This window comes from Mycobacterium kansasii ATCC 12478 (assembly GCF_000157895.3).
GTDB lineage: Bacteria > Actinomycetota > Actinomycetes > Mycobacteriales > Mycobacteriaceae > Mycobacterium > Mycobacterium kansasii.
Window position 1 is genome coordinate 3905240 of record NC_022663.1, and the last position, 24942, is coordinate 3930181.

Genomic DNA, 24942 nt, shown 5'->3' on the forward strand with positions numbered 1-24942 from the left:
CTCCTCGGGTCCAGGAGTAGAAAGAACGAGTGGCTGAACTCAAACTCGGATACAAGGCATCGGCTGAACAATTCGCCCCGCGCGAGCTCGTCGAACTTGGCGTCGCCGCAGAAGCTCACGGCATGGACAGCGCGACGGTCAGTGACCATTTCCAGCCCTGGCGCCACAAGGGCGGGCACGCGCCGTTCTCGTTGTCCTGGATGACCGCCGTCGGCGAGCGCACCAAGCGGGTGCTGCTGGGTACCTCGGTGCTCACCCCGACCTTCCGCTACAACCCCGCCGTCATCGCGCAGGCGTTCGCCACCATGGCCTGTCTGTACCCGGACCGTGTGTTCCTGGGTGTGGGCACCGGCGAGGCGCTGAACGAGATCGCCACCGGATACGAGGGGGCCTGGCCAGACTTCAAGGAACGCTTCGCCCGGCTGCGCGAATCGGTGCGGCTGATGCGGGAGCTGTGGCGCGGCGACCGCGTGGACTTCGACGGCGAGTATTACCGGCTCAAGGGCGCCTCCATCTACGACGTGCCCGAGGGCGGCGTGCCGGTGTACATCGCCGCCGGCGGTCCGGCGGTGGCCAAATACGCCGGCCGCGCCGGCGACGGCTTCATCTGCACGTCGGGCAAGGGCGCAGAGCTCTACACCGAAAAGCTGATCCCGGGCGTCCTGGAAGGGGCGGCCGCGGCCAACCGCAACACCGACGACATCGACAAGATGATCGAAATCAAAATCTCCTATGACCCCGATCCCGAGCTGGCTTTGCAGAACACCCGATTCTGGGCGCCGCTGTCGCTGACCGCCGAACAGAAGCACAGCATCGACGACCCGATCGAGATGGAGAAGGCCGCCGACGCCCTGCCGATCGAGCAGATCGCCAAACGCTGGATCGTGGCCTCCGACCCCGACGAAGCCGTGGAAAAGGTGGGCCAGTACGTGACGTGGGGCCTCAACCACCTGGTGTTCCACGCGCCCGGGCACGACCAGCTCCGGTTCCTGCAGCTCTTCGAAACGGACCTGGCGCCCCGACTGCGACGGCTGGGCTGAACGGCAGGTGTCCTCCAGCTCCCCGGGTACCACTGCGATCTACATCGCTGCGCCCGAACCGGCAAGCGGCAAGGCGACCATCGCGCTGGGGATCCTGCACCGGTTGACGGCGACGGTTGCCAAAGTCGGTGTGTTCCGGCCACTTACGCGGGCATCCGGGGCGCGCGACTATCTCCTGGAGCTGCTGCTCGAGCACACCACCGCCGGCCTGCCCTACGAGCAATGCGTGGGCGTGACCTACCAATACCTGCACGCCGACACCGATACCGCGATCACCGACATCGTCGCCGCGTATCACGCGATGGCGCACAAGTGCGACGCGGTGGTGATCGTCGGCAGCGACTACACCGACGTCGCCACCCCCACCGAACTGTCGGTCAACGCCCGGATCGCGGTCAACCTCGGCGTGCCGGTGTTGTTGGCGGTCAACGCCAAAGGCCGCACCGCCGACCAGGTGGTCAGCGTCGTCGGGGTGTGTCTGGCCGAGCTGTCGGCCCACCACGCACACACCGCGGCGGTGGTGGCCAACCGTTGCGAGCCCGCGGAATTGGCGGCCATCCGCGAAGCGCTGCGCATCGTCGGTCCGCCAAGCTACGCGCTGCCCGAGGAGCCGCTGCTGTCGGCGCCGACGGTGGCCGAATTGGAAAGGGCCGTCGACGGGACGGCGATCAGCGGTGAGGCGCCGCTGCGCAATCGCGAGGTGATGGACGTGCTGGTGGCCGGGATGACCGCCGATCACGTGCTGGAGCGGCTGGGCGAAGGCATGGCGGTGATCACCCCGGGCGACCGCTCGGACGTGGTGCTCGCCGTCGCCAGCGCCCATGCGGCCGAAGGGTTTCCGTCGCTGTCGTGCATCGTGCTCAACGGTGGGTTCGACCTGCATCCGTCGATCGCGGCGCTGGTGTCGGGGCTGCGGCTGAGGTTGCCGATTATCGCCACCACGTTGGGTACCTACGAGACGGCCAGCGCCGCCGCGGCGGCTCGCGGCCGGCTCACCGCAACCTCGCAGCGCAAGATCGACACCGCGCTGGAGCTGATGGACCGCCACGTCGACACCGCCGATTTGATGACCCACCTTGCCATTCCGATCCCGACCGTGACAACACCGCAGATGTTCACCTATGGCTTGCAGCAACGCGCGCGTTCGAACCGCAAACACATCGTGCTTCCCGAGGGCGACGACGACCGCATCCTCAAGTCCGCCGGCCGCCTGCTGCAACGCGGCATCGCCGAGCTGACGATACTGGGCGACGAGGCCCGGATCCGGGCGCGCGCAGCCGAACTCGGCGTGGATCTGGGCCAGGCAAAGGTGCTCGACCCGCGTACCAGCCCGCTGTGCGACCACTTCGCCGAGCAATATGCCGAATTGCGGAAGTCGCACGGCATCACCGCCGAGCTGGCACGTGAAATCATGTGTGACGTATCGTATTTCGGCACCATGCTGGTTTACAATTCCCACGTCGACGGCATGGTGTCCGGAGCTGCCCATACCACCGCGCACACCGTTCGTCCCGCCCTGGAAATCATCAGAACGGCCCCAGGTATCTCGACGGTGTCCAGCATCTTTCTGATGTGCCTGCCCGATCGGGTGTTGGCCTACGGCGACTGCGCGATCGTGCCGAACCCGACGCCCGAGCAGTTGGCCGATATCGCGATCTGCTCGGCGCGCACCGCCGCGCAGTTCGGCATCGAACCGCGGGTGGCCATGCTGTCCTACTCCACCGGAGCCTCAGGGACCGGAGCCGACGTCGAAAAGGTCAGGGAGGCAACGGAGTTGGTGCGCTCACGGGAGCCGCAGCTGCTGGTGGAGGGGCCCATCCAATACGACGCCGCAGTCGACCCCGCGGTCGCGGCCGCCAAGATGCATGATTCGCCGGTGGCCGGCCGGGCGACGGTGCTGATCTTTCCCGACCTCAACACCGGCAACAACACCTACAAGGCGGTGCAGCGTTCGGCGGGAGCCATCGCGATCGGCCCGGTGCTGCAGGGCCTGCGCAAGCCGGTGAACGATTTGTCGCGCGGGGCGCTGATCGAGGACATCGTCAACACGGTTGCCATTACCGCGATCCAGGCGCAGGGGATCGGCGATGACCGGTAGTCGCCTGGTGCTGGTGCTCAACTCCGGCTCGTCGTCGCTGAAGTTCCAGTTGATCGATCCCGTGTCGGGTATGTCGCGGGCGGCGGGCAACATCGAGCGGATCGGCGAAGCGTCGTCCTCGGTCCGCGATCACGACGCCGCGCTGCGTCGTGCTTTCGACATGCTGTCCGAGGACGGCATTGACGTGGCGACCTGTGGCCTGATGGCCGTCGGGCATCGGGTGGTGCACGGCGGCAAGGACTTTCACCGGCCGACGGTTCTCGACGATGCGGTGGTGGCCCGGCTCGAGGAGCTGTCGGTGTTGGCTCCGCTGCACAACCCGCCCGCGCTGCTGTGCATCAAGGTGGCGCGCACCATGCTCGGCGATATCCCGCACGTCGCGGTGTTCGACACGGCGTTCTTCCATGACCTGCCCGCCGCGGCGGCGACCTACGCCATCGACCGCGAGTTGGCCGAGGCGTGGCAGATCCGTCGTTACGGATTTCACGGCACGTCGCACCGCAACGTCAGTGAGCAGGCCGCCGCCTTCCTGGGCAGACCGTTGGAGACGCTGAATCAGATTGTGCTGCATCTGGGTAACGGTGCGTCGGCGTCGGCGATCGCGGCCGGCCGCCCGGTCGACACCTCCATGGGCCTCACTCCCCTGGAGGGTCTGGTGATGGGTACCCGCAGCGGTGACGTCGACCCGAGCATCATGTGGTACCTGTGGCGCACCGCGAACATGGGTGTGGACGAGATCGAGTCGATGCTCAACCACCGCTCCGGTATCTTGGGCCTGGCCGGTGAACGCGACTTCCGGCGGTTGCACCAGTTGATCGAACAGGGCGACCTTGCAGCAAGATTGGCTTACGACGTATTCATCCACCGGTTACGCAAGTACATCGGTGCTTACCTGGCCGTGCTCGGCCACACCGACGCGCTGACCTTCACCGCAGGCATCGGCGAGCACGATGCCGCGGTGCGTCGTGACGCGTTGGCCGGACTGGGTGAGCTTGGCCTCGAACTCGACGCGGGACGCAACGCCGCTCCGGCGGGCGGGGCCCGGCAGATCTCGACGGACGACTCGCCGATTGCGGTACTGGTGATCCCCACCAACGAGGAATTGGCAATCGCCCGGGACTGCTTACAGGAAACCCAGGCTGGTCCGGCCGGTTCCGACTGATGGTGTCGGGTCGGTTGCCAGCGTATGCACCAGCAGCTCGTGGTAGATGTCGCGAAAGTCGGTGGTGGACTTGAGGTCTCCGCGGTCGAGGTCGGTGAGACTGGGCTCGTCGCCGTAGTAGCCGCCGTTGACGGGGACCCCCGCGACGAATACCGGCCCGGCCGTGCCGTGATCGGTGCCCTGCGAAGCGTTGGCAGCCACCCTGCGGCCGAACTCCGAATACGCCAGTATGACGATGTTGCGGCCGCAGCGATCACCGGCCATCTCCCGCAGGAACCCGGTGACGGCTTCGTCGAACGTCTGCAACAGCCGTTGCTGTGTGTCGCGTTCGTCGGCGTGGGTGTCGAATCCGCCGAGCTGCACGGTGTAGACGCGGGCCGGCACCCGCCCCTTGACCGCCGCGGCCACCATGTTCAGCTGGGTGGCCAGCGAATTATGGGAGCCGTCCGTCTTGATGGACGCGAACGCCGCGTCGGTGGTGCGCGCGTCGCGATAGGACCTGGAAACCGCCGCCATCGCCGGGGTGTCGTCCGGGTCGGTCGCACTCAGCGCCTGCATCGTCGCGTCGAACCTGTCGTTGGCTTGCGTCGCTGGGTTGGTGGAAAGCGCTGCGGCGGTATGCTTTTCGCCAACCGCCAGCGGGGGCAGGACGGCGCCGATGTTGACTGCCCGCAGCGGGTCGTCTCCGGTGGCGTCGAGCCAGCGGCCGATCCAGCCCGTCGAAGCCGGTTCGGCCGGCGATGCGGTCTGCCAGATGTCCATGGAGCGGAAGTGGCTATGGTCGGGCTTCGGGTAGCCGACGCCGCGCACGATCGCCAGTTGCCGTTGCTGCCAAAGTTGGGTCAGACCCCGCAGTCCCGGATTGAGTCCCAGCTGCGCGTCGAGCTGCACGACATCGCCTGCAGTGTAGGCGAGTTCGGGACGTGCGTCGTGATATGCGTTGTCGGCGTAGGGAATTACGGTGTTGATCCCGTCGTTGCCGCCGTAGAGCGTGACGATGACCAGCACGCCGGCGTCGTCGGGCAGCGGACGGTCGTGGGCCGCGTGCTGCAGATCGCGCCAGCTGACCGCCACCGCTCCGGAGAGCAGACCGGCCGCGCCGGCGCCGGCACTGGCGATCAGGAATCTGCGGCGGTTGATCATGACGTCAGGTACTCCGGTGTGTTGACGGCGGCGGCGACCAACTGGGGCGGTCGGCGTACCAGCGGGGCCAGCGCACGGGCGCTGCGGTCCGACCATGCACCCACGCCGATCAGGTAGCCCACGGCATCGATCCGGTCTTGCGCCGCGGTGTTTTCGACTGTTGACAGGTCGGCCGTGTTTGCCAGGTGGAGGGCGGTGCGCAGTCGCGTCCCGGCGGACGCGGTGGACAGCCACACCTGGCCCTTCGGCCAGCCGCCGACGTCCGGCGGAAAGAATGGCCGCTGTCCCAGCACCTTGAGTGTCGTCTCGATCAGTTTGAGGTGGTTGTCGATGGGGACCCGAAGCGACCGGATGACGCCCACCAGCCATTCGACCGGGGTGGTGACGACCGTTGCCCGGCCCCCGGTGAACTCCTCGTCGGTGAGGACGGCGCGGGTGAGGGCGCGCAGGTCGCGGTTGGGGCCGTAGGCGCTGACCAGCCGGTCGAGCACCGCCGGGGGCGGCGGTTCGTCGGCGGCCAGCTGCTGCCACAACCGGCCCGCGACGTGCTGCGCGGACTTCGGCTGGGCGAGCACGGCGTCGCAGAACCCGGCGGCGTCGAAGTTGCCGGTGGCCCCGAACAGCGTCTTGGCGGTGAAGTCGTGGCGCCTGGGCAGCATCATGGTGTGGCCGCCGGTGCCGATCACCCATCCGGTCAGGGCGCGAGCACCGGCGCGTACGTCGTCCTCGGTGTAGCCGTTGCCGTGGCCCAGCGCGAACAGCTCCATGAACTCCCGAGCCAGGTTCTCGTTTGCGGCCTTGGCGGTATTGCTCTGCCCGTCCAGCCAGCGCAGCATCGCGGCGTCGGTGAGCATGGCATAGGCCAGCGTGCGGAAGTCGCCCAGTGCCAGGGTGCGCAGCTTCTGGTTTTGCGCCGCCAGATATGCCGGGACCCGGACCTTTCGCGCCGAAGTGGCAAAGTGGTTGTGCCACAACAGGGTCAGCTTCTCGCGTAGCGGCTGCCGGACGGCGACCATGCGGCGCAGCCACCATCCGGTAAGCACGGCCTGTTGCTCGGCCAACTCGCGCTTGAACTCTTCTCGCATCGCCGGTGTTGCCTTCTTGGCCCGGGGCCGCGGCGTGGGCAGTACCGGCATCGGGGTTTCTCGCGCGCCCGGGTCCGCGTCGGGGTCGGCGGCCAGGATGTCGTCGAGGTGGGCCGGCCAGTCTTGACCAGCCACCGCGTCCACCTCGCGGCCGCTCGCCCCGAACCCGGCCCGACGTAGGACTCGGGCCGTGGTGATCCACCGCGCGGATTGCCCGGCCATGCGATAACTGTGGCGGGTGAAGCTGTGTTTTCGCTATGTGCGGCGGTGGTGTCGCTGGCGTCGAGCGTGCGGTGACGGCTCTCAGTGTGAGACCACGCAGGGATTCAGGCGGTGATACCCGCCGTACACGCTCACTCGCGGCCGTGGATGCACTCGATTCCAAGCCTGTGGAAATCGGTAATCACGGTTGGCGGTCTGCGTGCCAATCTTGCCCGCATGTGGGATTCGCAAGCGCCGTTCCTCGGCAGCGAGGCACTGGCGTGTAGAGCATTGACCCGGCATCAACTGCGCACGCACTACCGCGCCGTATTGCCGAATGTCTACCTGTCGCGACGGGCGCAGGTGTCGCTGGAACAGCGGATAGCTGCTGCGTGGCTGTGGTCGCGGGGTTCGGCCGTAATCGCGGGTGCGGCGGCTGCGGCGTTGCACGGCGCCAAGTGGATTCCCGACGACTTCCCTGTAGAGCTGATATGTCGAAACTCCCGGCCGCCGCACGGTGTGCTGACGCGGCGCGACGTTCTGGGCGACGGAGAAATACAGACCGTCGACGGGCGCGCAGTCACCACACCCGAGCGCACCGCCTTCGACATTGGCCGTCGCGGAGCGGTCCGCTCAGCTGTGGTCCGGCTGGACGCGCTGGCCCGGGCGACGGGTTTCAAGGTCGACGATGTGCTGTGCGTCGCCGCCCGTCATCCCGGGGCGCGCGGCGTGCGGCAGCTGGAGATCGCGTTGGAGCTCGTCGACTCCGGCGCGCAGTCACCCAGGGAAAGCTATCTGCGGCTACTACTGATCGATGCCGGATTTCCGCGGCCGCGGAGCCAGATAGCCGTATCGGGCGCGGATGGCATGCCGATCGCGTATCTCGACCTTGGCTGGGAAGACTATATGGTCGCCGTCGAGTACGACGGCGACCATCATCAACGAGACCGCCAGCAGTATGTCAAGGACATTCGCCGCATCGAGATGCTCGAGCAGCTGGGGTGGATCGTCATCCGGGTGGTCGCCGAGGATCGCCCCGCAGACATCCTGCGTCGCGTACAGGCGGCGATGGCGGAGCGGAGTTCGATTGTCTAACAAGGGTTTACCGCGGGTGCCGGATTAAGTCTTGTTGGTTAGCAGTGGGTTTACCTGGGTGGTGTGGCGTGTAGTGCGAGTTGACGTCGATGGAGTGCAGTTTGATTGTGTGGCAGTGGTTTCCAGTGTGCATTTATGGCGGTGTGACGTGTAGGGCGAGCATTTGCCGATGGAGTGCAGTTTGGTTGTGTAGCAGTGGTTTCCAGTGTGCATCTATGGCATCGACATTGCATCCTGGGCGGTAATTGGGCGATCCTTCCGCCCTGGCTGCACGCTCGACGCCGTGGCTGCACACTCGACGCCCTGGCTGCACACTCGACGCCGTGGCTGCACACTCGACGCCGCGTCGAACACGCTCGACGCCGCGTCGAACACGCTCGACGCCTCGTCGAACACGCTCGACGCCGCGCACGCGTAACGCCCAAATACCCCTAACCCCAACCTAGAATGTGCTGGTGGGACGCACGTTGTTGGCCATGTCCACCAAGGTGTAGCGGTGCCGCTGCGTGGGCGCGATACGCGCCAGGCTGCGCAACGCCGCCTCGACACCGAGCCGCAGCCCGTGATCGGTGAACGGAAAGCCGAGGATGTGGTTGGTGCTGGCCTGGTTGTCCTGCAGCCAGTCCATCGCGCCGCCAAGCACCAGGGCCCGAATCTGCAGCACGCGCGGTTCGGTGGGCGGCAGCGACTCCACCCGTCGGGCGGCGTCGCGGATCTGTTCCTCGGTGATTTCGCCCTGCGACCGTCCCGACAACAACGTGACCGCGCTGGTCAGTCGGGCGGTGGTGAAATGCCTTGAGCTGGGCGGCACTTCGTCGAGGGTGCGCACCGCGCCGGCTCGATCACCCTTAGCCGAAAGGGCTCTGGCCAGGCCGAACGCTGCGGATATCACGCCGTCGTTGGTCTGCCACACCGTCTGGTAGAAGTTGTGCTCGTCGGTGTAGCCGGCCAGTTCCGCGGTCGCGCCCAGCGCCAGTTTGGGTGCAAGTTCGCCTGGGAAGGTGTCCAGCACCTCCGTGAAATGTTTGATGGCAGAGTCGTAATCGCCGGTGAGCAACTCGGCGACAGCCTTGTACCAGATCAGCCGCCAGCGCCAGCCCACCCGCTCGGCGAGGTCGTCGAGTTTGCGGGTGGCCTTGGCGACATCACCAAGGTCCAGCAGCGCCCGGACCTCCATCAGCGGCAGTTCGACCGATTCGGAAAGGTCGACACCTTCGGCGTCCAGGGCGCCGTGGCGGGCTGCGCGCAGTGAGTCCAGGGTCTGCACCGGCTGCGAAAGCACCGTGGCCTGCAGGACCGGGGCCGCGACATCGGTCGGGTCGACCAGCGGTACCTGCAGCGCGGTCACGATCTCCTTGGCGGTCAGCTTCTCCGCGTGCACCTGGCCGTCCAGGTACACGTCGGTGTGCGCGACCAGCAGGTCCACGCCGAAGGTGGACCGGCTGGGACTGAAGATGGTCGACAGCCCGGGTCGGGGCACCCCGGTGTCGGCGGCGACCACCTCCCGCAACACGCCCGTCAACTGCGCCGACATCTCTTCTGTGCTGGCGAATCGCCGTCGTGGGTCGGGGTCGATGGCGCGGCGCAGCAACCGGCCGAAGGAGTCGTACTTGTCCAGCACCGGGTCGTCGTCAGGCAGCCCGTCGGCGTATCGCCCGTTGCGGGTGGGCAGGTTCAGCGTGAGCGCCGCCAGGGTGCGCCCCACGGTGTAGATGTCGGTTGCCACGGTCGGACCGGTCCGCACGATCTCGGGCGCCTGGAAGCCGGGAGTGCCGTAGAGATATCCGAACGAGTTGATCCGCGACACCGCACCCAGATCGATCAGCTTGAGCTGCTCCTCGGTGAGCATGATGTTTTCCGGCTTCAGGTCGTTGTAGACCAGGCCGATCGAATGCAGATAACTCAGCGCCGGCAGGATTTCCAGGATGTAGGCGATCGCCTCGGCGACCGGCAGTTTCTCGCCGCGGCCGCGCCGCAGCGACTGCCCGCCGATGTACTCCATGACGATGTAGCCGACCGGATCCCCCTGCCGGTCGGTGTGCTCGACGAAGTTGAAGATCTGGACGATCGACGGGTGCACCACTTCGGCGAGGAACTTTCGTTCAGCCATCGCGATCGCCTGTGCCTCGGCGTCCCCGGAATGCACCAGGCCTTTGAGCACCACCGGACGGTCGTTGACGTTGTGGTCGAGGGCCAGATAAACCCAGCCCATGCCACCGTGCGCGATGCAGCCCTTGACCTCGTACTGACCGGCGATGATGTCGCCGGCGCACAGCTGCGGCAGAAATGAGTACGGGCTGCCGCAGTACGGGCACCAGCCCTCCGAGGCGCCCGTGCCCTCGGCGTCGCTGCGACCGACCGGGCGTCCACAGTTCCAGCAGAACCGCTTCGACTCGGGAACCACCGGGTCGGTCATCAGGGCCTTGAGCGGATCGATATCCGGTACCCGCGGAATCTCCACCAGGCCGCCGCCGAGCTTCCTGATCGGCGGCAGTGCCCGCGTCGCGGCCGACATTCGCTCCTGCGGCTGGGTATCCATGGCGCCCAGCGAGATGGGCAAGTCGTCGTCGTCATCGTCGAAATCGGGACGGAAAATCGCCTGAGTCGCCGGGGGCCGGCTGCCGGCGGCCGCGCCGGTCTGCACGTCGGCCGACTGCAGCGGCCGGCTGCCGGGGGCCGCGCCGGTCTGCACGTCGGCCGACTGCAGCGGCCGGCTGCCCGGGGCCGCGCCGGTCTGCACGTCGGCCGACTGCGTACCGGGAGCCAGATCTTGCCGGCCTTCCTGATCGTCGGCGGCTGAGTCGTTGTGCGCGGGCTTCGGCGACATCAATCCAGATACCTCGGCTGGGGTGGTACCGGTGCCGGACCGAGGACCGATAACCACTTGCGGTACAACGTATTCCAAGTGCCGTCGGTGCGGATTCGTTCGAGTGTGCCATTGACGAACCGGACCAGCCCGGTGTTGTCCAGGTTGATCCCGATGCCATAGGGCTGGTTGGCCATGTCGGGCCCGACGATGTGCAGATAGGGGTCCTCTTCCACCAGCCCGGCCAGAATCGAGTCGTCGGTGCTGACGGCATCGATCTGCCGCTGCTGCATCGCCACCAGGCAGTCGGCCCAGTTCACCACCGACACGATGACCGGCGGCGGCGCGATCTCGCGGATACGGCGCAACGACGTGGTGCCCCGGGCCACGCAAACCCGCTTGCCGGACAGGTCCGACACCTTCGAGATGGACGAGTCGCGGGGGGCCAGGATGCGCTGGTTGGCATCGAGGTAGACGGTGGAGAAGTTCACCAGCTTGCGTCGCTCACAGGTGATGGTCATGGTCTTGACGACGACGTCGACCTGGGAAGTCTGCAGCGCGGTGATGCGCTCCGCGGCCGACAGGATCCGGTACTCGACGTGTGACGGGCTGCCGAAGATGTCGCGCGCCACCTCCCCGGCGATGTCGACGTCAAAGCCGGTGATATCCCCGGTGATCGGGTCGCGGAAGCTGAACAGGTTGCTGCCGATGTCGAGCCCGACGATCAACCGGCCCCGCTCGTGGATATTGGCCACCGCGGCATCGGCCTCGGCTTTGGTGCGGAATGGGCGCAGGCTGGCCGTCGGGTTGCAGTCCTGGCTCGCCGTGTCCGGCGGTAGCGGCGGCTCGGGCGGCATCACCTCCATCCCGACCGGCGTGGGATACGGGAGCGTCGGCGTCGTCTCCACTTTCAGCGATTCGGAGTGGCCGCAACCGGCGAGCAGGACCGCTGCGGCGAGGAGCGCGAGAGGCGATGCTGCCCTCGAGAAACTGGGCAGGCCCTTCATCACCGGTATTCTTTCAGCCTGGGCCACAGTCCGAGTGCGACCGCAATGGCTGCGCCCACACTGAGCACCACCCCGCCCACCTGGGCCCCGGCCAGTCCCCGACGCGCATTGAGGACGTCGTTGCGCAGGCGGTTACGGCTTTGCTCCATTGCTTTGGTCAGGGCTTCATCGAGCTTGTCGAACGCGGGCGTGGCGTCGTCCTCGCCCTTGCCCAACGCAACCTGGATGGCGGCGCGATAGTTGCCGACCGAAATGTAGGAGTTGATCCGGTCGTTGGCCTGCTGCCAGCGGACCAGCAGCTGATCGGCGCCCTGCAGATCGGGTTTGTCGACGGCGTCGCGGCGGGCCATGTAGTCGTCGAGCTGGTGGTGCATGGCCTCGATGCGCTGATAGAACGACTGCTTGCGGATCTCTTCGTCGCCGCGCCGGATCAGGGACAGCGTCTCGTCGGCTCGCGCCTGCTGGGCGGTGATCGCCAGGTTGGTGACGGTCTTGAGCGACTCCGCCGCCGTGTCTTTGGCGCTACGGCTGGCGGCCGTAGAGATTGTCAACGCGGTTCCGACCCAGACCACCATGACAAGAATACCGAGCGCACCGACGATCAGACCCGGATTGATCCGTCTGCGGGTGCGCCGGGCCAGCCAGCGATGCGAGAAGGCGCCGAAGACCACCGTGGTGGTGACGACCAGGATCACCGGTGCCGGGATCTGGGTGGATGCGGTGGTTTCCGTGTCGACCCGTTCCGACGTCGCCTGGTACAGCTGTTGTGCATCGGGCAGGATCGTCGTCTGCATCAGCCCCGATGCCTCCGACAGGTACGACGATCCGACCGGGTTACCCGCCCGGTTGTTGGTGCGTGCGATCTCGATGAGGCCGGTATAGACCGCCAGTTCAGCGTTGATCCGGCCCAGCAATTGCACCAACGACTCATCGGTGAGCCCACTCGATGCGCGGGTCACCGCCACCGCCGCGTCGGTGATGGCCTGCTCGTAGCGCAGCCGGACGGCGCGGGGTTCGGCCTGGGCGATGAACGCGGTGGCTGCCGCGGCGTCGGCCACCGACAGCGTGGTGTAGAGCCGTCCGGCCGCAAACGACAGCGGCTCGGTATGTTCCAGCACGGTGGTCAGCACTTGCTGGCGGTGGTTGATCGTCGTCGACGTGGCGAACGCGCTGGACACGCCCAGAGCTGCCAGCACGATGCCGATGGTCAGGATCCGTCCGGGTGTGGTCGAGACGAACCACCAGCGCGGATGGGCCGGTTCGGCGGGCGACCGCAAACCCAGCGGCTCGGTCGACGGGTGCGCCAGCTCAACCGTCACGTCTGCTCCGACCTCAGCTTTCGATATCTGTTCGGCTTGTTCGGCTTGTTCGGCGAAGTCACCAACCCGGATAAGCGAATTCTAAGAGAATGCGCCGACAGATGTGGGGAGGCAGACCCAATTACCCTAATCACCCCCGAATACCCAGGAGTCCCCGGCGGCTTCGCCTGCATATCCTGAATTGGTGCAGGGCGACGGGGACGGATGGGTGGTATCCGACGACGGCGCCCACTACTGGGGCCGATTCGGCTCGGCCGGGCTGCTGCTGCGCGCCCCGTTACCCGACGGCGGCCCCGCGGTGCTGCTGCAGCATCGGGCGGTGTGGAGCCATCAGGGTGGCACCTGGGGCTTGCCGGGCGGCGCCCGAGACAGCCATGAGACTCCGGAACAGACCGCGGTCCGCGAAGCTCGGGAAGAGGCGGGCCTGGCAGCCCAGCGCCTTGTCGTGCGGTCGGTGCTGGTGACGGCCCGTCCCCGGGGCACGGCCTGGACGTATACGACGGTCGTCGCCGACACCGACGAGTTGCTGCACACCGTGCCCAACCGGGAAAGCGCCGAGCTGCGTTGGGTTGCCGAGGACGACGTGACCGACCTGCCGCTGCATCCCGGATTCGCCGCCAGCTGGCAGCTGCTGCGCACCGCCCCGGTCACCGTGCCGCTGCACCGGGGCGACGAACGCCGGCGACGCCTGCCGTGCACGGTGGTAATCGAGGACGGAGTTTTCGTGTGGTGCATGCCGGGCGACGCGGACCTGGCGCCGTCGCAGCTGAGCCCTCGGGTCAGCTCGCTGCTGGAAGCGCTGACCTGAGCTGCTGGGCGGCGGCCTTCGGGTCGTCGGCCGCCGTGATGGCGCGCACCACCACGATCCGGCGGGCACCGGCAGCAATGACTTCGGGCAGGCGTGGCGCATCGATGCCGCCGATCGCAAACCACGGTTTGTCGCCACCGATCGCGGCGGCGGCCCGCACCAGGTCCAGCCCCGGTGCCGGACGCCCCGGCTTGGTCGGGGTGGGCCAGCAAGGTCCGGCGCAGAAGTAGTCGGCATCCCCGACGGCGGCCGCGGCAACCTGGTCGCGGTCGTGGGTGGACCGGCCGATCAGCACGCCGGGCCCGACGATCTCCCGCGCGATGCTCGACGGCAGGTCGCGCTGGCCCAGGTGCAGCACGTCGGCGCCGGCGGCCGCAGCGATGTCGGCCCGGTCGTTGACCGCGAACAGGGCGCCGTGCCGGCGGGCCGCGTCGACGAGGATTTCGCAGGCGGCCAGCTCGTCGAGTGCCTCCAGCGGGCCGAGCCGCTGTTCTGCGGCCGAGCCCTTGTCCCGCAGCTGGATGATGTCGACGCCGCCGGCCAGCGCGGCGTCGGCGAACTCGGCCAAGTCGCCGCGCTCCCGACGGGCGTCGGTACACAAATAGAGCCTCGCCTCGGCTAGACGAGCCAGACGGGCCAGACGGGACTGCACACTGCGACGCTAGCGCGCTAGTTTGGAACCCAGAAGAACCCCTGTAGGCACGGGAGTCCCGGGTAACCAGCGGGACTGAGAGTGGACACCGCCATTGTGCAAGCCAACTTGCCAGCCGATCTGCAAGCCAGCTTGCACCTTGGACCTGTCCTGACCGTCACACCTGATCCGGGTCATGCCGGCGAAGGGAGCAAGGATGTCAGCACCCACACCCGCGGGGTCATTGGCCGTAATCGGCGGCGGCGTCATCGGGTTGTCGGTGGCGCGCCGGGCGGCCCGGGCCGGATGGTCGGTGCGGGTGCATCGCGGCGGCGAGCACGGCGCATCGTGGGTCGCCGGCGGCATGATCGCCCCGCACAGTGAAGGCTGGCCCGGCGAGGAGCGGTTGTTGCGGCTCGGGCTGGAGTCGCTGCGGCTGTGGCACGACGGCGGTTTCCTGGACGGGCTGCCGTCACACGTGGTCACCGCCCGCGAGTCGCTGGTGGTGGCCGTCGACCGGGCCGACGTCGCCGACCTGCGTACCGTCGCGGACTGGTTGTCGCAGCAGGGGCACCCGGTGGTGTGGGAGTCGGCCGCACGCGACGTCGAACCCCTGCTGGCACAGGGCATCCGGCACGGCTTCCGGGCTCCCACCGAACTGGCGGTGGACAACCGCGCATTGCTCGACGCGCTGACCGTGGACTGTGAGCGACTCGGCGTCGCCTGGGCTGCTCCGGTGACCGGCTTGTCCGACGCCGAGGGTGACGTGGTGGTCATCGCCAACGGCATCGACGCTCCCGCGTTGTGGCCCGGGCTGCCGGTGCGCCCGGTGAAGGGCGAGGTGTTGCGGCTGCGCTGGCGGAAAGGCTGTATGCCGTTGCCGCGCAGAGTGATTCGCGCCCGGGTCCATGGCCGTCAGGTGTATCTGGTGCCGCGGGCGGACGGGGTGGTGGTGGGCGCCACCCAGTACGAACACGGCCGCGACACCGCGCCGGTGGTGTCGGGCGTGCGTGACCTGCTCGACGACGCGTGCGCGGTGCTGCCGGTCCTGGGTGAGTACGAATTGGCCGAGTGCTCGGCGGGACTGCGGCCGATGACCCCCGACAACCTGCCGATCGTGCAGCGCCTCGACGCGCGGACGCTGGTCGCCGCCGGCCATGGGCGATCGGGATTCCTGTTGGCGCCGTGGACGGCCGAGCAGATTATGTGCGAACTCGCTGCGGTCGGAGCGAGCGCATGATCGTCGTCGTCAACGAGCAGCAGGTGGAGGTCGACGAGCAGACCACCGTTGCCGCGCTGCTGCAGTCGCTGGGTTTCCCGGACCGCGGCGTTGCGGTGGCCCTGGACTGCGCGCTGCTTCCTCGATCTGACTGGGCGACAATGCTTTCCGAAGGTGATCGGCTCGAGGTGGTGACGGCGGTGCAGGGTGGTTGACGTGGGTGACAAGCTGACGATCGGCGACCGCAGTTTCGCGTCGCGGCTGATCATGGGCACCGGGGGAGCGTCGAATCTGGCGGTGCTGCAAGAGGCGTTGGTCGCCTCGGGCACCGAGCTGACCACCGTGGCGATACGCCGGGTCGACGCCGAGGGCGGAACCGGTCTGCTCGACCTGCTCAACCGGCTGGGCATTACGCCGCTGCCCAACACCGCGGGGTGCCGAAGTGCCGCCGAGGCGGTGCTGACCGCGCAGCTCGCCCGCGAGGCGCTGGACACCAACTGGGTCAAGCTGGAGGTGATCGCCGACGAGCGCACCCTGCTACCCGACGCCATCGAATTAGTCAGGGCCGCAGAGCAATTGGTGGACGACGGGTTTGTGGTGCTGCCCTACACCAATGACGACCCGGTGCTGGCCCGCCGCCTCGAGGACGCCGGATGCGCGGCGGTGATGCCGCTGGGCTCACCGATCGGCACCGGCCTCGGCATCACCAACCCGCACAACATCGAGATGATCGTGGCGCAGGCCGGTGTTCCGGTGGTCCTCGACGCGGGCATCGGCACCGCCAGCGATGCGGCGCTGGCAATGGAATTGGGGTGCGACGCGGTGTTGTTGGCCACCGCCGTGACCCGGGCCGCAGATCCCCCGGCGATGGCCGCCGCGATGGCCGCGGCCGTCACCGCCGGCCATCTGGCGCGTCGTGCCGGCAGGATCCCGAAACGCTTTTGGGCACAGGCCTCCAGCCCCGAGCTATGACCGGACGCGACAAACGTTATGTGGCGCTTGGCAGTTCGATGGCTGCCGGTCCAGGCATCCGGCCCCGCGCGGACGGCGCGCCGTGGCGATCCGGCCGATCGGCCCGCAACTACCCGCACCTGGTCGCCGAACAACAACGCCTGAAGTTGGTGGACGTCACCTACTCCGGCGCCACCACCGCCAATGTGCTCGGTGATCACCAGCACGGCGCGCCACCCCAGATAACTGCGCTGGACGGCTCGGAGTCGTTGGTCACGGTCACCATCGGCGGCAACGACGTCGGCTACATTCCGCTACTGATGGCCGCGGCGTTACCGCGACCGGCGCGGCGCCTGCCGCTGCTCGGCGCGTGGATAGCCGAACTGCTGGACCGTAACTCCCGCGATCAGGCCCTGGCCCAGGTATTCGATTCGCTGTGCGAGGTCGGTCGTTCGTTACGGCGGCGGGCGCCGCGGTCGCGGGTACTCTTCGTCGACTACCTCACGCTGTTGCCCCCGGCGGGCGTGCCGGCTCCGCCGCTGTCCGCGGCGCACAGCGAACTCGGCCGCCACGTCGCCGCAACACTGGAACGGCTTACCGCCGACGCCGCCGCGCTCACCGGTTGTGAGGTCGTGCGCGCCGCGGCGGCCAGCCGCGACCACCACGCATGGTCGCCCGAGCCGTGGACGGAAAAGCCTGCGCGGTTCGGGGTGCCGCTACCGGCGCGGCCGGCGCCGCTGCACCCCAATGCCGCCGGGATGCGCGCGGTGGCGAAACTCGTTGCGGCCCAACTGTAAGCGTCAGCCGTTGGTCCGCCACCACTGGTAAAGCGCAGGGACATCCGAGTTGCCGGCACGGATGTAGCTGAGCACGTTCTTGGCGTCGGTGGTCCAGATGATCTCGGCGGCACCCTGGTAGGTGCCGCAGGCCACCTGTCCGGCCGTGGCGCCCGCGCTGCCCTGGCGCCAGGTAGTCGGCGACTGGCCGCTGTCCCCGCACGCGGTGAGGGTTTCGTCCTTGATGCTGGCCTTGAATGATCCGTTCATATCGTCGGGGGTGGCGAAGAGGATGTACTTGGCCAGGGCGGGTCCCGCGGCGTCGGGGTTTTGCCCGCAGGAAAGCGCGGCGAGTTCGCCACTGGTGATCGTCTGGGCCGCGCAGTTGTTGAGGCCGTAACCCTTCGACACCGAACCGGCGAGTGTGTTGACATCGGACGCAGTGCCGGTGGGGTCCGCATTCGCGGTGGCAGTACCCAGGCAGGCGAGGCTAGCCATGAGTGCTGCAGCCGTCGCGGCTCGCAGCGCGGTGGTGAAGTGAGACATCCTTGACTCCTTGGTGTGTCGGACCGACGATGCGGCTGCGTTGACATCGGTGAGTGTATTGGTGTCGCTGGTCGGAAAACAGGGCTTTGCCGATCGGTATGGGAGGGCCGTTATAGGGCTGTGTCTGCGCCCTACACATATTCTGTGGGAAATTGTCTGTCGTGACATTAATTTCGGTGTGCGGCGGACATTGATCAAACTGCCGGCACGTCTGGGCGCTGTGTCAATGATTGGTGAAATCATCAGTTGGACAATACGTTTCGCCCGAGACAGGCCGCGGGTTGTGGCTCCGCCTGACCCTGTTGCAGCGGTAAACGATTGCCCCCGGGGGTAATCCGGGTCGAGCCGATTCGGACAAAGGCGCCGCATTGCGGCACCGAAATGGTTCAGCGACTGCCCGACGCCGCACGGATTTTTCCGCTTTGATGGTGCCGTCAGGACGGCTCTCGGGTATGGTAGGCACCGCTTTAGGCCAGCTAACTTCTCTTGATCTGGAGTTTTCATGACACAACCACCACCGCCTGGTTACCCGCCGCAGCAGCCACCTGCCGGGCAACAACCTGACAACTACTTGGTGTGGTCCATTCTGGTGACGTTGTTCTGCTGTCTTCCGCTTGGGATCGTTGCGATCGTCAAGTCCACGCAGGTCAGTGGGCTGTGGGCACAGGGGCGCTATGCAGAGGCCCAGGCGGCCGCCGACAGTGCCAAGAAGTTCGTGATGTGGTCGGCTATCGCAGGTGTGGTCGTGATCGTCATCTACGGCATCTTGATGGCGGTCGGCGCGCTGAACACCGGGACCTCGAGCGCGGCCATGCTCGTGGGGATGTTTTAAGGCGAGTACATGGTGACCCACCAAGGGTCGGTGCCGTTGCGGTTGGGTGCGCCACTGCTGGTGGCCGCGGCCACCATGTCGGTGTGCGCCGTTATCTGGGTGGGTGACCCGACAACGCCGAACGGTCCGCTGCCGGTATGCCCCACCAAGGCATTGCTGGGAATAGATTGCCCCGGTTGTGGCAGCCTGCGAATGTTGTACAGCCTGCTGCACGGCAATCTGTTGGCCGCCGCCAGATTCAACGCTCTCGGCCTGGCGGCGGTGGTGCTCTTGGTGTGGGCCTACCTGGCGTGGACTTATGGTCGCCTGGTAGGCCGGCGAATACGCGGGTGGCAGCGCAGTCGCTGGGCAGCCCTGGTGACGCTGTCGCTGGTGCTGGTCTGGTTCGTGGTGCGCAACATCCCGGTTGCGCCGTTCAGCGCTTTGTTCGTCTGAGTTCGTCTGAGTTCGTCTGGGTTCGTCTGGGTTCGTCTGGGTTCGTCTGGGTTCACCCGCATTCACTGAGTCCGGATCGATCGCCCGCCGGATGGGTGTCAAGCGGCGCCATGGCTGGGCCGCGGTCTAATCTGGGCGCGATGGCGAACAAATCAAGGACCCCGGCAATATCCGTGGTAGTGGTCATTGCCCTGCTGGTGGTCGGTTGTGTTCATTCGTCGGGCTGTCCCCAGGCCTTTACCGGCAATCCGGCCGCGGCCGAGTTCGCCGACGCGTTGCACAACCGGGTGCATACCGAAGCGATGATGGCGCATCTGGCCAAACTGCAGGACATCGCCAACGCCAACAACGGCACCCGGGCGGTAGGCACCCCGGGCTACGAGGCCAGCGTCGACTACGTCGTCAACACCTTGCGCAACAGCGGTTTTGACGTGCAGACACCCGAGTTTTCGGCCCGCGTGTTCCACGCTGAGAAGGGGTCGGTGACCGTCGGTGGCCTGACCGTGGAGGCACACGCGCTGGAGTACAGTCTCGGCACCGCCCCGGACGGGGTCAGCGGACCGTTGCTGTCGGTTCCTACCGACGACAGCCCGGGCTGCACCGCAGCCGACTACGACAAACTGCCCGCAAGGGGTGCGGTGGCGCTGGTGGACCGTGGCAGCTGCGAGTTCGCCCAGAAAGAGGACGTCGCGGCCCAGCAGGGCGTCGCTGCGCTGATCATCGTCGACAACGTCGACGAGCAGTCGATGGGCGGCACACTGGGGGTCAACACCGACGTCAAGATCCCGGTCGTCGGTGTCACCAAGTCGGTGGGCATGCAGCTGCGCGGGAAGTCCGGGCCGACAACCGTCAAACTCACTGCGAGCACCCAGAGTTTCAAGGCGCGCAACGTCATCGCGCAGACGAAAACCGGGTCCACCACCGATGTGGTGATGGCAGGCGCCCATTTGGACAGCGTGGCCGAGGGTCCCGGTATCAACGACAACGGCTCCGGGGTGGCCGCAGTTCTGGAAACCGCAGTGCAACTGGGCAACTCGCCACAGGTGCACAACGCGGTGCGGTTCGGATTCTGGGGTGCCGAGGAGCTGGGGCTGATCGGTTCCCGCAATTATGTCGAGTCGCTCAATATCGACGCGCTGAAGAACATCGCGCTCTATCTGAACTTCGACATGCTGGCCTCCCCCAATCCGGGCTACTTCACCTATGACGGAGACCAGTCGCTGCCACTGGACAGCCGTGGCCAGCCAGTAGTGCCGGAAGGCTCGGCCGGAATCGAACGGCTGCTCGTCGCGTATTTGAAGTTGGCCGGCAAGACCGCGCAGGACACGGCGTTCGACGGTCGTTCCGACTATGACGGATTCACCTTGGCGGGGATCCCGTCGGGCGGGCTCTTCGCCGGCGCGGAGGTCAAGAAGACCGACGAGCAGGCAAAGCTCTGGGGCGGCACCGCAAACGAGCCTTTTGATCCCAACTATCACCAAAAGGGGGACACCTTAGAGCACATTGACCGCACGGCGCTGGGCATTCAGGGCGCCGGTGTCGCCTACGCCGTGGGCCTGTACGCGCAGGACCTGACCGGCCGTAACGGTGTTCCCCCGATAGAGGATCGCACCCGTCACGTGCTCGTCAAGCCATGATGCGGGGCCTGACCGCGACACTGCTGCTGGCCTGTTTGCTGGCCGCGTGCTCGGCGCCCAAGCCGCCGCCGCCGGCCGCGGCGCCCGACCTGGGTCGCATGTTGGCCGGCAAGGTCACCGCCGACGGGATGTTCAGCCACCTACGTGCGCTGCAGGCCATCGCCGACGCGAACAACGGCAACCGGGCGACGGGTACGCGTGGCTACGACGCCAGCGTCGACTATGTTGCGAATTCCCTGCGTACCAAGGGATTTGAGGTGTCGACCCCACAGTTCGAGCGGGTGTACACCGCGTCGCAGGGTAAACCGACGCTGACGGTCGCCGGCCGCAGTTATCCCGTCGACCAGGCCTCGCTGCTGGTTCGGACGCCACCCGGTGGCCTGACCGCCCAGCCGGTACGTCCCACCCAACCGGCCGGCTGCGCCGTCGGCGACTACCCGTCCGTCCTGCCGAAGAGCGCGATCGCGGTGGTGGACGATACGCGCTGTTCGATCGTCGACAAGCAGAACAGCGCGCTCGCCAAAGGCGCTATCGGGCTGATCGTGGTGAGTGAGCCCACGAGACAGGGGAGCCCGCCGACCCTCTTCAGCCCCGGCTACTACAACCAGCTCACCGTGCCCGTCGCGGTGGTCGACGCCAACGTCGCCGCTGCCCTGGGACGCGCAACCGTCCCGGTGCGGTTGGTGCTGGACACCGAGAACGTCAAGATCACATCGCGGAATGTGCTGGCGCAGACCAAAACCGGGACACCGACCGAGGTGATCATGCTCGGCGCACATCTCGACAGCCCAGCCGGGGGCCCGGGCATCAACGACGGCGGGTCCGGGGTGGCTGCGGTGCTGGAAACGGCGCTGCAGTTGGGGCCGCTGCCGCCGGTGAACAATGCGGTGCGGTTCGCCTTCTGGGGCGCCGGGCTCACCGGTGCGATGGACTACGTCTTCGGTCTGAATGGCGAACAGCTCAACAACATCGCGATGTACCTGAATTTCGACATGCTGGGCTCGCCCAACGCGGGCTTCTTCACCGACGACGGCGACCAGTCCGGCCCACCGGGTCCCGGTGTGGCGTCAGCCGATGTGCCGGAAGGTTCGGCCGGCATCGAACGCACCCTTGCCGGCTATGTGAACCTGGCGGGTAAGCGGCCCGCTGACATGCCGCTGACCGCCAGTGCCGACTACCATCCTTTCCTGGTCGCCGGGGTGCCGATCGGCGGCCTGACCACCGGCGCGTCTCAGACGAAAACCACTGTGCAGGCACGCCTTTGGGGAGGTCAGGCCGGTGTCGCATTCGATCCCAACTACCTGAGCGCCCGGGACACCGCCGACAATGTCAACAGGGAAGCATTGGCCGTGATGGGCTCGGGAGTGGCGTTCGCGGCGGGCAGCTATGCGCAGTCCATCGCGGGCGTCAACGGCGTCACCCCACACGACAAGCGCCATCGTGCGCCGGTGTCGTAGCGGCTGCCGCGCCGGCCGGGATCCGGCAGGTCCGACGAGTATAGAAACCGTTGTGGCACCGGCCTGCTCGGACCGTATGCGGCACCCGGACTTTTTGCGGCGTCGCTGCTTGGTTTGCGCACTGACTTCCAATCAACCGATCTAAACTGGGACCCTTGGGTGCAGGCCGGTCGGGATCGGGGTCGATTACATGGATAACTGCGGTCGGGCAAGAGGTCAATTGGGGCGGCGACGCACACGCGGGCTGACTGCATCGCTACGCGCCGCGGCAGCCGGCCTGGGTGCCATGTTGGTGGTGGCCGGTTGTACCACCCTGGTGGACGGACGTGCGCTGTCGATCCTCAACGACCCGTTCCGGGTCGGAGGTCTGCCCGCGACAAACGGTCCCAGCGGCCCCCGTCCCGACGGGCCCGCTGCGACGGGCACGGTGATCAACACCAACAACGGACCGATCGACAAGTTGTCGTTGCTGTCGGTCAACGACATCCAGGATTACTGGAAAGCGGTCTACAGCGAAGCCCTCAAGGGCACGTTCAAGCCCGTCGACAAACTGGTGTCTTACGACTCCGACGACCCCAGCAGCCCGATGGTCTGCCACAACGAGACCTACCAGCTGGTCAACGCGTTCTTCACCTCGCGCTGCAACATGATCGCCTGGGACCGAGGAGTATTCATGCCGGTCGCCGAGAAGTATTTCGGCGAGATATCCGTCACCGGGGTGTTAGCACACGAGTTCGGGCATGCCCTTCAGGTGATGGCGAAGTTGGTGACCCGCAACGACGCCACCATTGTCCGTGAGCAACAAGCGGATTGCTTCGCCGGCGTCTATCTGTACTGGGTGGCCGCGGGTAAGTCGCCACGCTTCACGTTGAGCACCGCGGACGGGCTCGACCACGTGCTCGCCGGGATCATCACCACCCGCGACCCGGTCATGGACGCGGATGCGGAAAACGACGACGAACACGGGTCCGCGCTGGACCGCGTCAGCGCCTTCCAGATGGGCTTCCTCAGTGGGACCGAGGCTTGTGCGGCGATCAACAAGTCCGAGATCGAGCGGCGCCGTGGTGACCTGCCGACCGGCCTGCGGGTCGACAGCAGCGGGAACCAGGAGACCGGTGAGGTCACGATCAACGAAGACACACTGAAGACCCTGATGGAGCTGATGGGCAAGATCTTTTCGCCCAAGAATCCGCCCACGCTGTCCTACCGGGCGACCGGCTGCCGAGACGCCAAGCCCAGCCCGCCGGCGTCATACTGCCCGGCCAGCAACACGATCGTCGTCGACCTGGCGGCGTTGGCGACCATGGGAAAGGTCGCCGGCACCGATGAACAGTCGTTGCCGCAAGGCGATGACACCGCGTTGTCGATCGTGATGTCGAGATATGCACTGGCGGTCCAGCATGAACGCGGGCTGGCGATGCAGAGTCCGTGGACCGCCCTGCGAACGGCCTGCCTGACCGGCGTTGCGCACCGGAAAATGGCCGAGCCGATCGACCTGCCTTCCGGTCAGCAACTCATTCTGACCGCTGGTGATCTCGACGAAGCCGTTTCCGGACTGCTGACCAACCACATGGTGGCCAGCGACGCCGACGGGATCAGCGTGCCGGCCGGGTTCACCCGGATCGCGGCATTCCGTGCCGGCGTGGGCGGCGATATGGAGGCCTGCTATTCGCGCTACGCGCTGTAGCGCACTCGTTAGCTCACCCGGAAGGCCGTTGTCCGGAGCAGGATTGGCCGGTGATACTCGGCGGTGTGGGCGCGCACGTCATGCGGGAGTCCCGGCGGGGAACGCGTCACCAGATGCGAAGTGGTTTGACGCAGGCTAAAGTGAGGATCTCGTTATCCGTGGCAAACCGGCTGCGGCGGCGGTGGTTTCGGTGCGGACTGCGCCGCGCGGTCGGTGAAGCTGCGCCAAGGTGATAAAGGAGTCGGGATGTGTGAACCGTGTTGACGGCCAGTGTGTGCCGGACCCGTGTCCTTGCCGTTGTTGGCGCGGTGTTCGGCGTCGCGGTGCTGTGCGCCGGCACGGCGAGCGCCGACGGTCCGGTCCAGTTGAAAAGCCGACTGGGCGACTTCTGTCTGGACGCCCCGAGTGGCAGCTGGTTCACTCCTGTGGTGATCAACCCCTGCAATGGCACGGACTTCCAGCGCTGGAATGTCAACGGTGACCGAGAGATCGAGAGCGTGGCCTTTCCCGGGGAGTGCCTGCAACAACCGGGGGAGAGTCTGTGGGCAAAGCTCAATCCCTGTACCAATTGGATCAGCCAGCATTGGACAATCCAGCCCAACGGCCAGATCAGCAATGACCTTGGCGGCTGCCTCGCCGTTCTCGGCGGCCCTGGTCCCGGGGCTTGGGTGTCCACCCGCTGGTGCAACGCCGATGCACCCGAACAGCAGTGGGATAGCGTTCCGTGATTGCGCTTGTTGGCCTGGGCCGGGCAAGGGCAGTAGTCGGTCGATGTATTCCGGCGACTCAGCAGCGGTGACTGCGCTGCTCGGTCCTGGCGTCGTGCGCCTACCGGCGATGACCTCGCGTGGTCACGAATGTGATTGCGGGCATTGCCGATTCGCCAATCCTCGACAGTAGCGCCGTCACTGGGGCCGGGCTCGGTGCGCGGACTTGCTGCTGGGGGCGGAGCAGGTACGCCCTCGGTGCCGCGTATCTCCGCCCGAGTCGTTGACCCCCCCACCCGG

The 24942-nt window shown here is 66.8% G+C and carries 23 protein-coding genes; 16 read left to right on the plus strand and 7 right to left on the minus strand.

Annotated elements, in window-relative coordinates:
* Positions 1-29: 29 nt before the first annotated feature.
* The 3 genes from fgd to MKAN_RS16990 are packed head-to-tail and all read left to right on the plus strand — an operon-like array spanning position 30 to position 4300.
* Positions 30-1040, plus strand: a complete 1011-nt coding sequence (gene fgd, locus MKAN_RS16980) for a glucose-6-phosphate dehydrogenase (coenzyme-F420) (RefSeq protein ID WP_023370199.1) — start codon at positions 30-32, stop codon at positions 1038-1040.
* A 7-nt stretch (positions 1041-1047) separates the two neighbouring features.
* Positions 1048-3138: a phosphate acetyltransferase gene (gene pta, locus MKAN_RS16985; protein ID WP_023370201.1), complete on the plus strand. Its 2091-nt coding sequence runs from the start codon at positions 1048-1050 to the stop codon at positions 3136-3138.
* Entirely contained in the window at positions 3128-4300 is a 1173-nt protein-coding gene (locus tag MKAN_RS16990; protein ID WP_023370203.1) for an acetate kinase, read from the plus strand. The genes pta and MKAN_RS16990 overlap by 11 nt, the downstream gene beginning before the upstream one ends.
* Here the strand turns inward: MKAN_RS16990 and MKAN_RS16995 are convergent.
* Both MKAN_RS16995 and MKAN_RS17000 read right to left on the minus strand, forming a co-directional pair.
* Positions 4262-5443, minus strand: coding sequence for a DUF1501 domain-containing protein (locus MKAN_RS16995; protein ID WP_023370205.1), 1182 nt, complete (start codon positions 5441-5443; stop codon positions 4262-4264). The genes MKAN_RS16990 and MKAN_RS16995 overlap by 39 nt on opposite strands.
* A complete protein-coding gene (locus MKAN_RS17000; protein ID WP_023370207.1) occupies positions 5440-6750 on the minus strand; it encodes a DUF1800 domain-containing protein in 1311 nt (436 codons plus the stop codon). Before MKAN_RS17000 ends, MKAN_RS16995 begins: the two co-directional genes overlap by 4 nt.
* A 216-nt stretch (positions 6751-6966) precedes the next feature.
* On the opposite strand from MKAN_RS17000, the gene MKAN_RS17005 reads away from it, so the two are divergent.
* Entirely contained in the window at positions 6967-7824 is an 858-nt protein-coding gene (locus MKAN_RS17005) for an endonuclease domain-containing protein (RefSeq protein WP_023370209.1), read from the plus strand.
* 283 nt (positions 7825-8107) lie between these two features.
* Positions 8108-8242, plus strand: a complete 135-nt coding sequence (locus MKAN_RS32610) for a hypothetical protein (protein ID WP_254893890.1) — start codon at positions 8108-8110, stop codon at positions 8240-8242.
* Positions 8243-8266: 24 nt separating this feature from the next.
* Here the strand turns inward: MKAN_RS32610 and MKAN_RS17015 are convergent, their stop codons facing one another.
* From MKAN_RS17015 to glnX, 3 genes are read right to left on the minus strand one after another with little or no spacing between them, the layout of a single operon-like run.
* Positions 8267-10651, minus strand: coding sequence for a serine/threonine-protein kinase PknG (locus tag MKAN_RS17015; protein ID WP_023370213.1), 2385 nt, complete (start codon positions 10649-10651; stop codon positions 8267-8269).
* The gene (locus MKAN_RS17020; RefSeq protein ID WP_023370215.1) at positions 10651-11637 is read right to left on the minus strand and encodes a glutamate ABC transporter substrate-binding protein; all 987 of its coding nucleotides are present in this window, start codon (positions 11635-11637) and stop codon (positions 10651-10653) included. Before MKAN_RS17020 ends, MKAN_RS17015 begins: the two co-directional genes overlap by 1 nt.
* Entirely contained in the window at positions 11637-12956 is a 1320-nt protein-coding gene (gene glnX, locus MKAN_RS17025) for a protein kinase G-activating protein GlnX (protein WP_023370217.1), read from the minus strand. Before glnX ends, MKAN_RS17020 begins: the two co-directional genes overlap by 1 nt.
* A gap of 184 nt (positions 12957-13140) precedes the next feature.
* Here glnX and MKAN_RS17030 point away from each other — a divergent pair, with 184 nt between their 5' ends.
* Complete coding sequence (locus MKAN_RS17030; protein ID WP_023370219.1) at positions 13141-13764, plus strand: NUDIX hydrolase; 624 nt, start codon at positions 13141-13143, stop codon at positions 13762-13764.
* On the opposite strand, the gene thiE is transcribed toward MKAN_RS17030, so the two are convergent.
* A complete protein-coding gene (thiE, locus tag MKAN_RS17035; RefSeq protein WP_103799443.1) occupies positions 13736-14395 on the minus strand; it encodes a thiamine phosphate synthase in 660 nt (219 codons plus the stop codon). The genes MKAN_RS17030 and thiE overlap by 29 nt on opposite strands.
* A 217-nt stretch (positions 14396-14612) precedes the next feature.
* Between thiE and thiO the strand changes: the two genes are divergently transcribed.
* From thiO to MKAN_RS17055, 4 genes are read left to right on the plus strand one after another with little or no spacing between them, the layout of a single operon-like run.
* Positions 14613-15635, plus strand: a complete 1023-nt coding sequence (gene thiO, locus MKAN_RS17040; RefSeq protein WP_023370223.1) for a glycine oxidase ThiO — start codon at positions 14613-14615, stop codon at positions 15633-15635.
* Positions 15632-15829, plus strand: coding sequence for a sulfur carrier protein ThiS (gene thiS, locus MKAN_RS17045; protein WP_023370225.1), 198 nt, complete (start codon positions 15632-15634; stop codon positions 15827-15829). The genes thiO and thiS overlap by 4 nt, the downstream gene beginning before the upstream one ends.
* A gap of 52 nt (positions 15830-15881) precedes the next feature.
* A complete protein-coding gene (gene thiG / locus MKAN_RS17050; RefSeq protein WP_230589188.1) occupies positions 15882-16586 on the plus strand; it encodes a thiazole synthase in 705 nt (234 codons plus the stop codon).
* On the plus strand, positions 16583-17362 hold the full coding sequence (locus MKAN_RS17055) for an SGNH/GDSL hydrolase family protein (RefSeq protein WP_023370229.1): 780 nt from the start codon (positions 16583-16585) through the stop codon (positions 17360-17362). The genes thiG and MKAN_RS17055 overlap by 4 nt, the downstream gene beginning before the upstream one ends.
* Before the next feature lie 3 nt (positions 17363-17365).
* Here MKAN_RS17055 and MKAN_RS17060 read toward each other — a convergent pair whose 3' ends face one another.
* Entirely contained in the window at positions 17366-17887 is a 522-nt protein-coding gene (locus MKAN_RS17060; protein ID WP_023370231.1) for a hypothetical protein, read from the minus strand.
* A gap of 502 nt (positions 17888-18389) precedes the next feature.
* On the opposite strand from MKAN_RS17060, the gene MKAN_RS17065 reads away from it, so the two are divergent.
* From MKAN_RS17065 to MKAN_RS17090, 6 genes are all read left to right on the plus strand, one after another.
* Complete coding sequence (locus MKAN_RS17065; RefSeq protein WP_023370233.1) at positions 18390-18719, plus strand: CD225/dispanin family protein; 330 nt, start codon at positions 18390-18392, stop codon at positions 18717-18719.
* Between the two features lie 9 nt (positions 18720-18728).
* Positions 18729-19154, plus strand: coding sequence for a DUF2752 domain-containing protein (locus tag MKAN_RS17070; protein ID WP_023370235.1), 426 nt, complete (start codon positions 18729-18731; stop codon positions 19152-19154).
* A 140-nt stretch (positions 19155-19294) separates the two neighbouring features.
* Complete coding sequence (locus MKAN_RS17075; protein ID WP_036444064.1) at positions 19295-20791, plus strand: M28 family metallopeptidase; 1497 nt, start codon at positions 19295-19297, stop codon at positions 20789-20791.
* Entirely contained in the window at positions 20788-22248 is a 1461-nt protein-coding gene (locus tag MKAN_RS17080; protein WP_023370239.1) for a M28 family peptidase, read from the plus strand. Before MKAN_RS17075 ends, MKAN_RS17080 begins: the two co-directional genes overlap by 4 nt.
* 190 nt (positions 22249-22438) lie before the next feature.
* Positions 22439-23935, plus strand: a complete 1497-nt coding sequence (locus tag MKAN_RS17085; protein WP_023370241.1) for a neutral zinc metallopeptidase — start codon at positions 22439-22441, stop codon at positions 23933-23935.
* Between the two features lie 257 nt (positions 23936-24192).
* Positions 24193-24663 carry an Rv1419 family lectin gene (locus MKAN_RS17090; protein WP_023370243.1) on the plus strand — a complete coding sequence of 157 codons (471 nt, stop codon included), beginning with the start codon at positions 24193-24195 and terminating at the stop codon, positions 24661-24663.
* Positions 24664-24942: the final 279 nt, after the last annotated feature.

Coding starts and splice junctions, on each gene's coding strand:
- MKAN_RS17080 (WP_023370239.1), top strand. CDS start 20,788: ATGATGCGGGGCCTGACCGCGACACTGCTGCTGGCCTGTTTGCTGGCC.
- MKAN_RS17065 (WP_023370233.1), top strand. CDS start 18,390: ATGACACAACCACCACCGCCTGGTTACCCGCCGCAGCAGCCACCTGCC.
- thiS (WP_023370225.1), top strand. CDS start 15,632: ATGATCGTCGTCGTCAACGAGCAGCAGGTGGAGGTCGACGAGCAGACC.
- MKAN_RS17060 (WP_023370231.1), bottom strand. CDS start 17,887: ATGTCTCACTTCACCACCGCGCTGCGAGCCGCGACGGCTGCAGCACTC.
- MKAN_RS17005 (WP_023370209.1), top strand. CDS start 6,967: ATGTGGGATTCGCAAGCGCCGTTCCTCGGCAGCGAGGCACTGGCGTGT.
- MKAN_RS17075 (WP_036444064.1), top strand. CDS start 19,295: ATGGCGAACAAATCAAGGACCCCGGCAATATCCGTGGTAGTGGTCATT.
- MKAN_RS16995 (WP_023370205.1), bottom strand. CDS start 5,443: ATGATCAACCGCCGCAGATTCCTGATCGCCAGTGCCGGCGCCGGCGCG.
- MKAN_RS17000 (WP_023370207.1), bottom strand. CDS start 6,750: ATGGCCGGGCAATCCGCGCGGTGGATCACCACGGCCCGAGTCCTACGT.
- MKAN_RS17070 (WP_023370235.1), top strand. CDS start 18,729: ATGGTGACCCACCAAGGGTCGGTGCCGTTGCGGTTGGGTGCGCCACTG.
- thiO (WP_023370223.1), top strand. CDS start 14,613: ATGTCAGCACCCACACCCGCGGGGTCATTGGCCGTAATCGGCGGCGGC.
- MKAN_RS16990 (WP_023370203.1), top strand. CDS start 3,128: ATGACCGGTAGTCGCCTGGTGCTGGTGCTCAACTCCGGCTCGTCGTCG.
- MKAN_RS17085 (WP_023370241.1), top strand. CDS start 22,439: ATGGATAACTGCGGTCGGGCAAGAGGTCAATTGGGGCGGCGACGCACA.
- thiG (WP_230589188.1), top strand. CDS start 15,882: ATGGGCACCGGGGGAGCGTCGAATCTGGCGGTGCTGCAAGAGGCGTTG.
- MKAN_RS17020 (WP_023370215.1), bottom strand. CDS start 11,637: ATGAAGGGCCTGCCCAGTTTCTCGAGGGCAGCATCGCCTCTCGCGCTC.
- MKAN_RS17015 (WP_023370213.1), bottom strand. CDS start 10,651: ATGTCGCCGAAGCCCGCGCACAACGACTCAGCCGCCGACGATCAGGAA.
- MKAN_RS17055 (WP_023370229.1), top strand. CDS start 16,583: ATGACCGGACGCGACAAACGTTATGTGGCGCTTGGCAGTTCGATGGCT.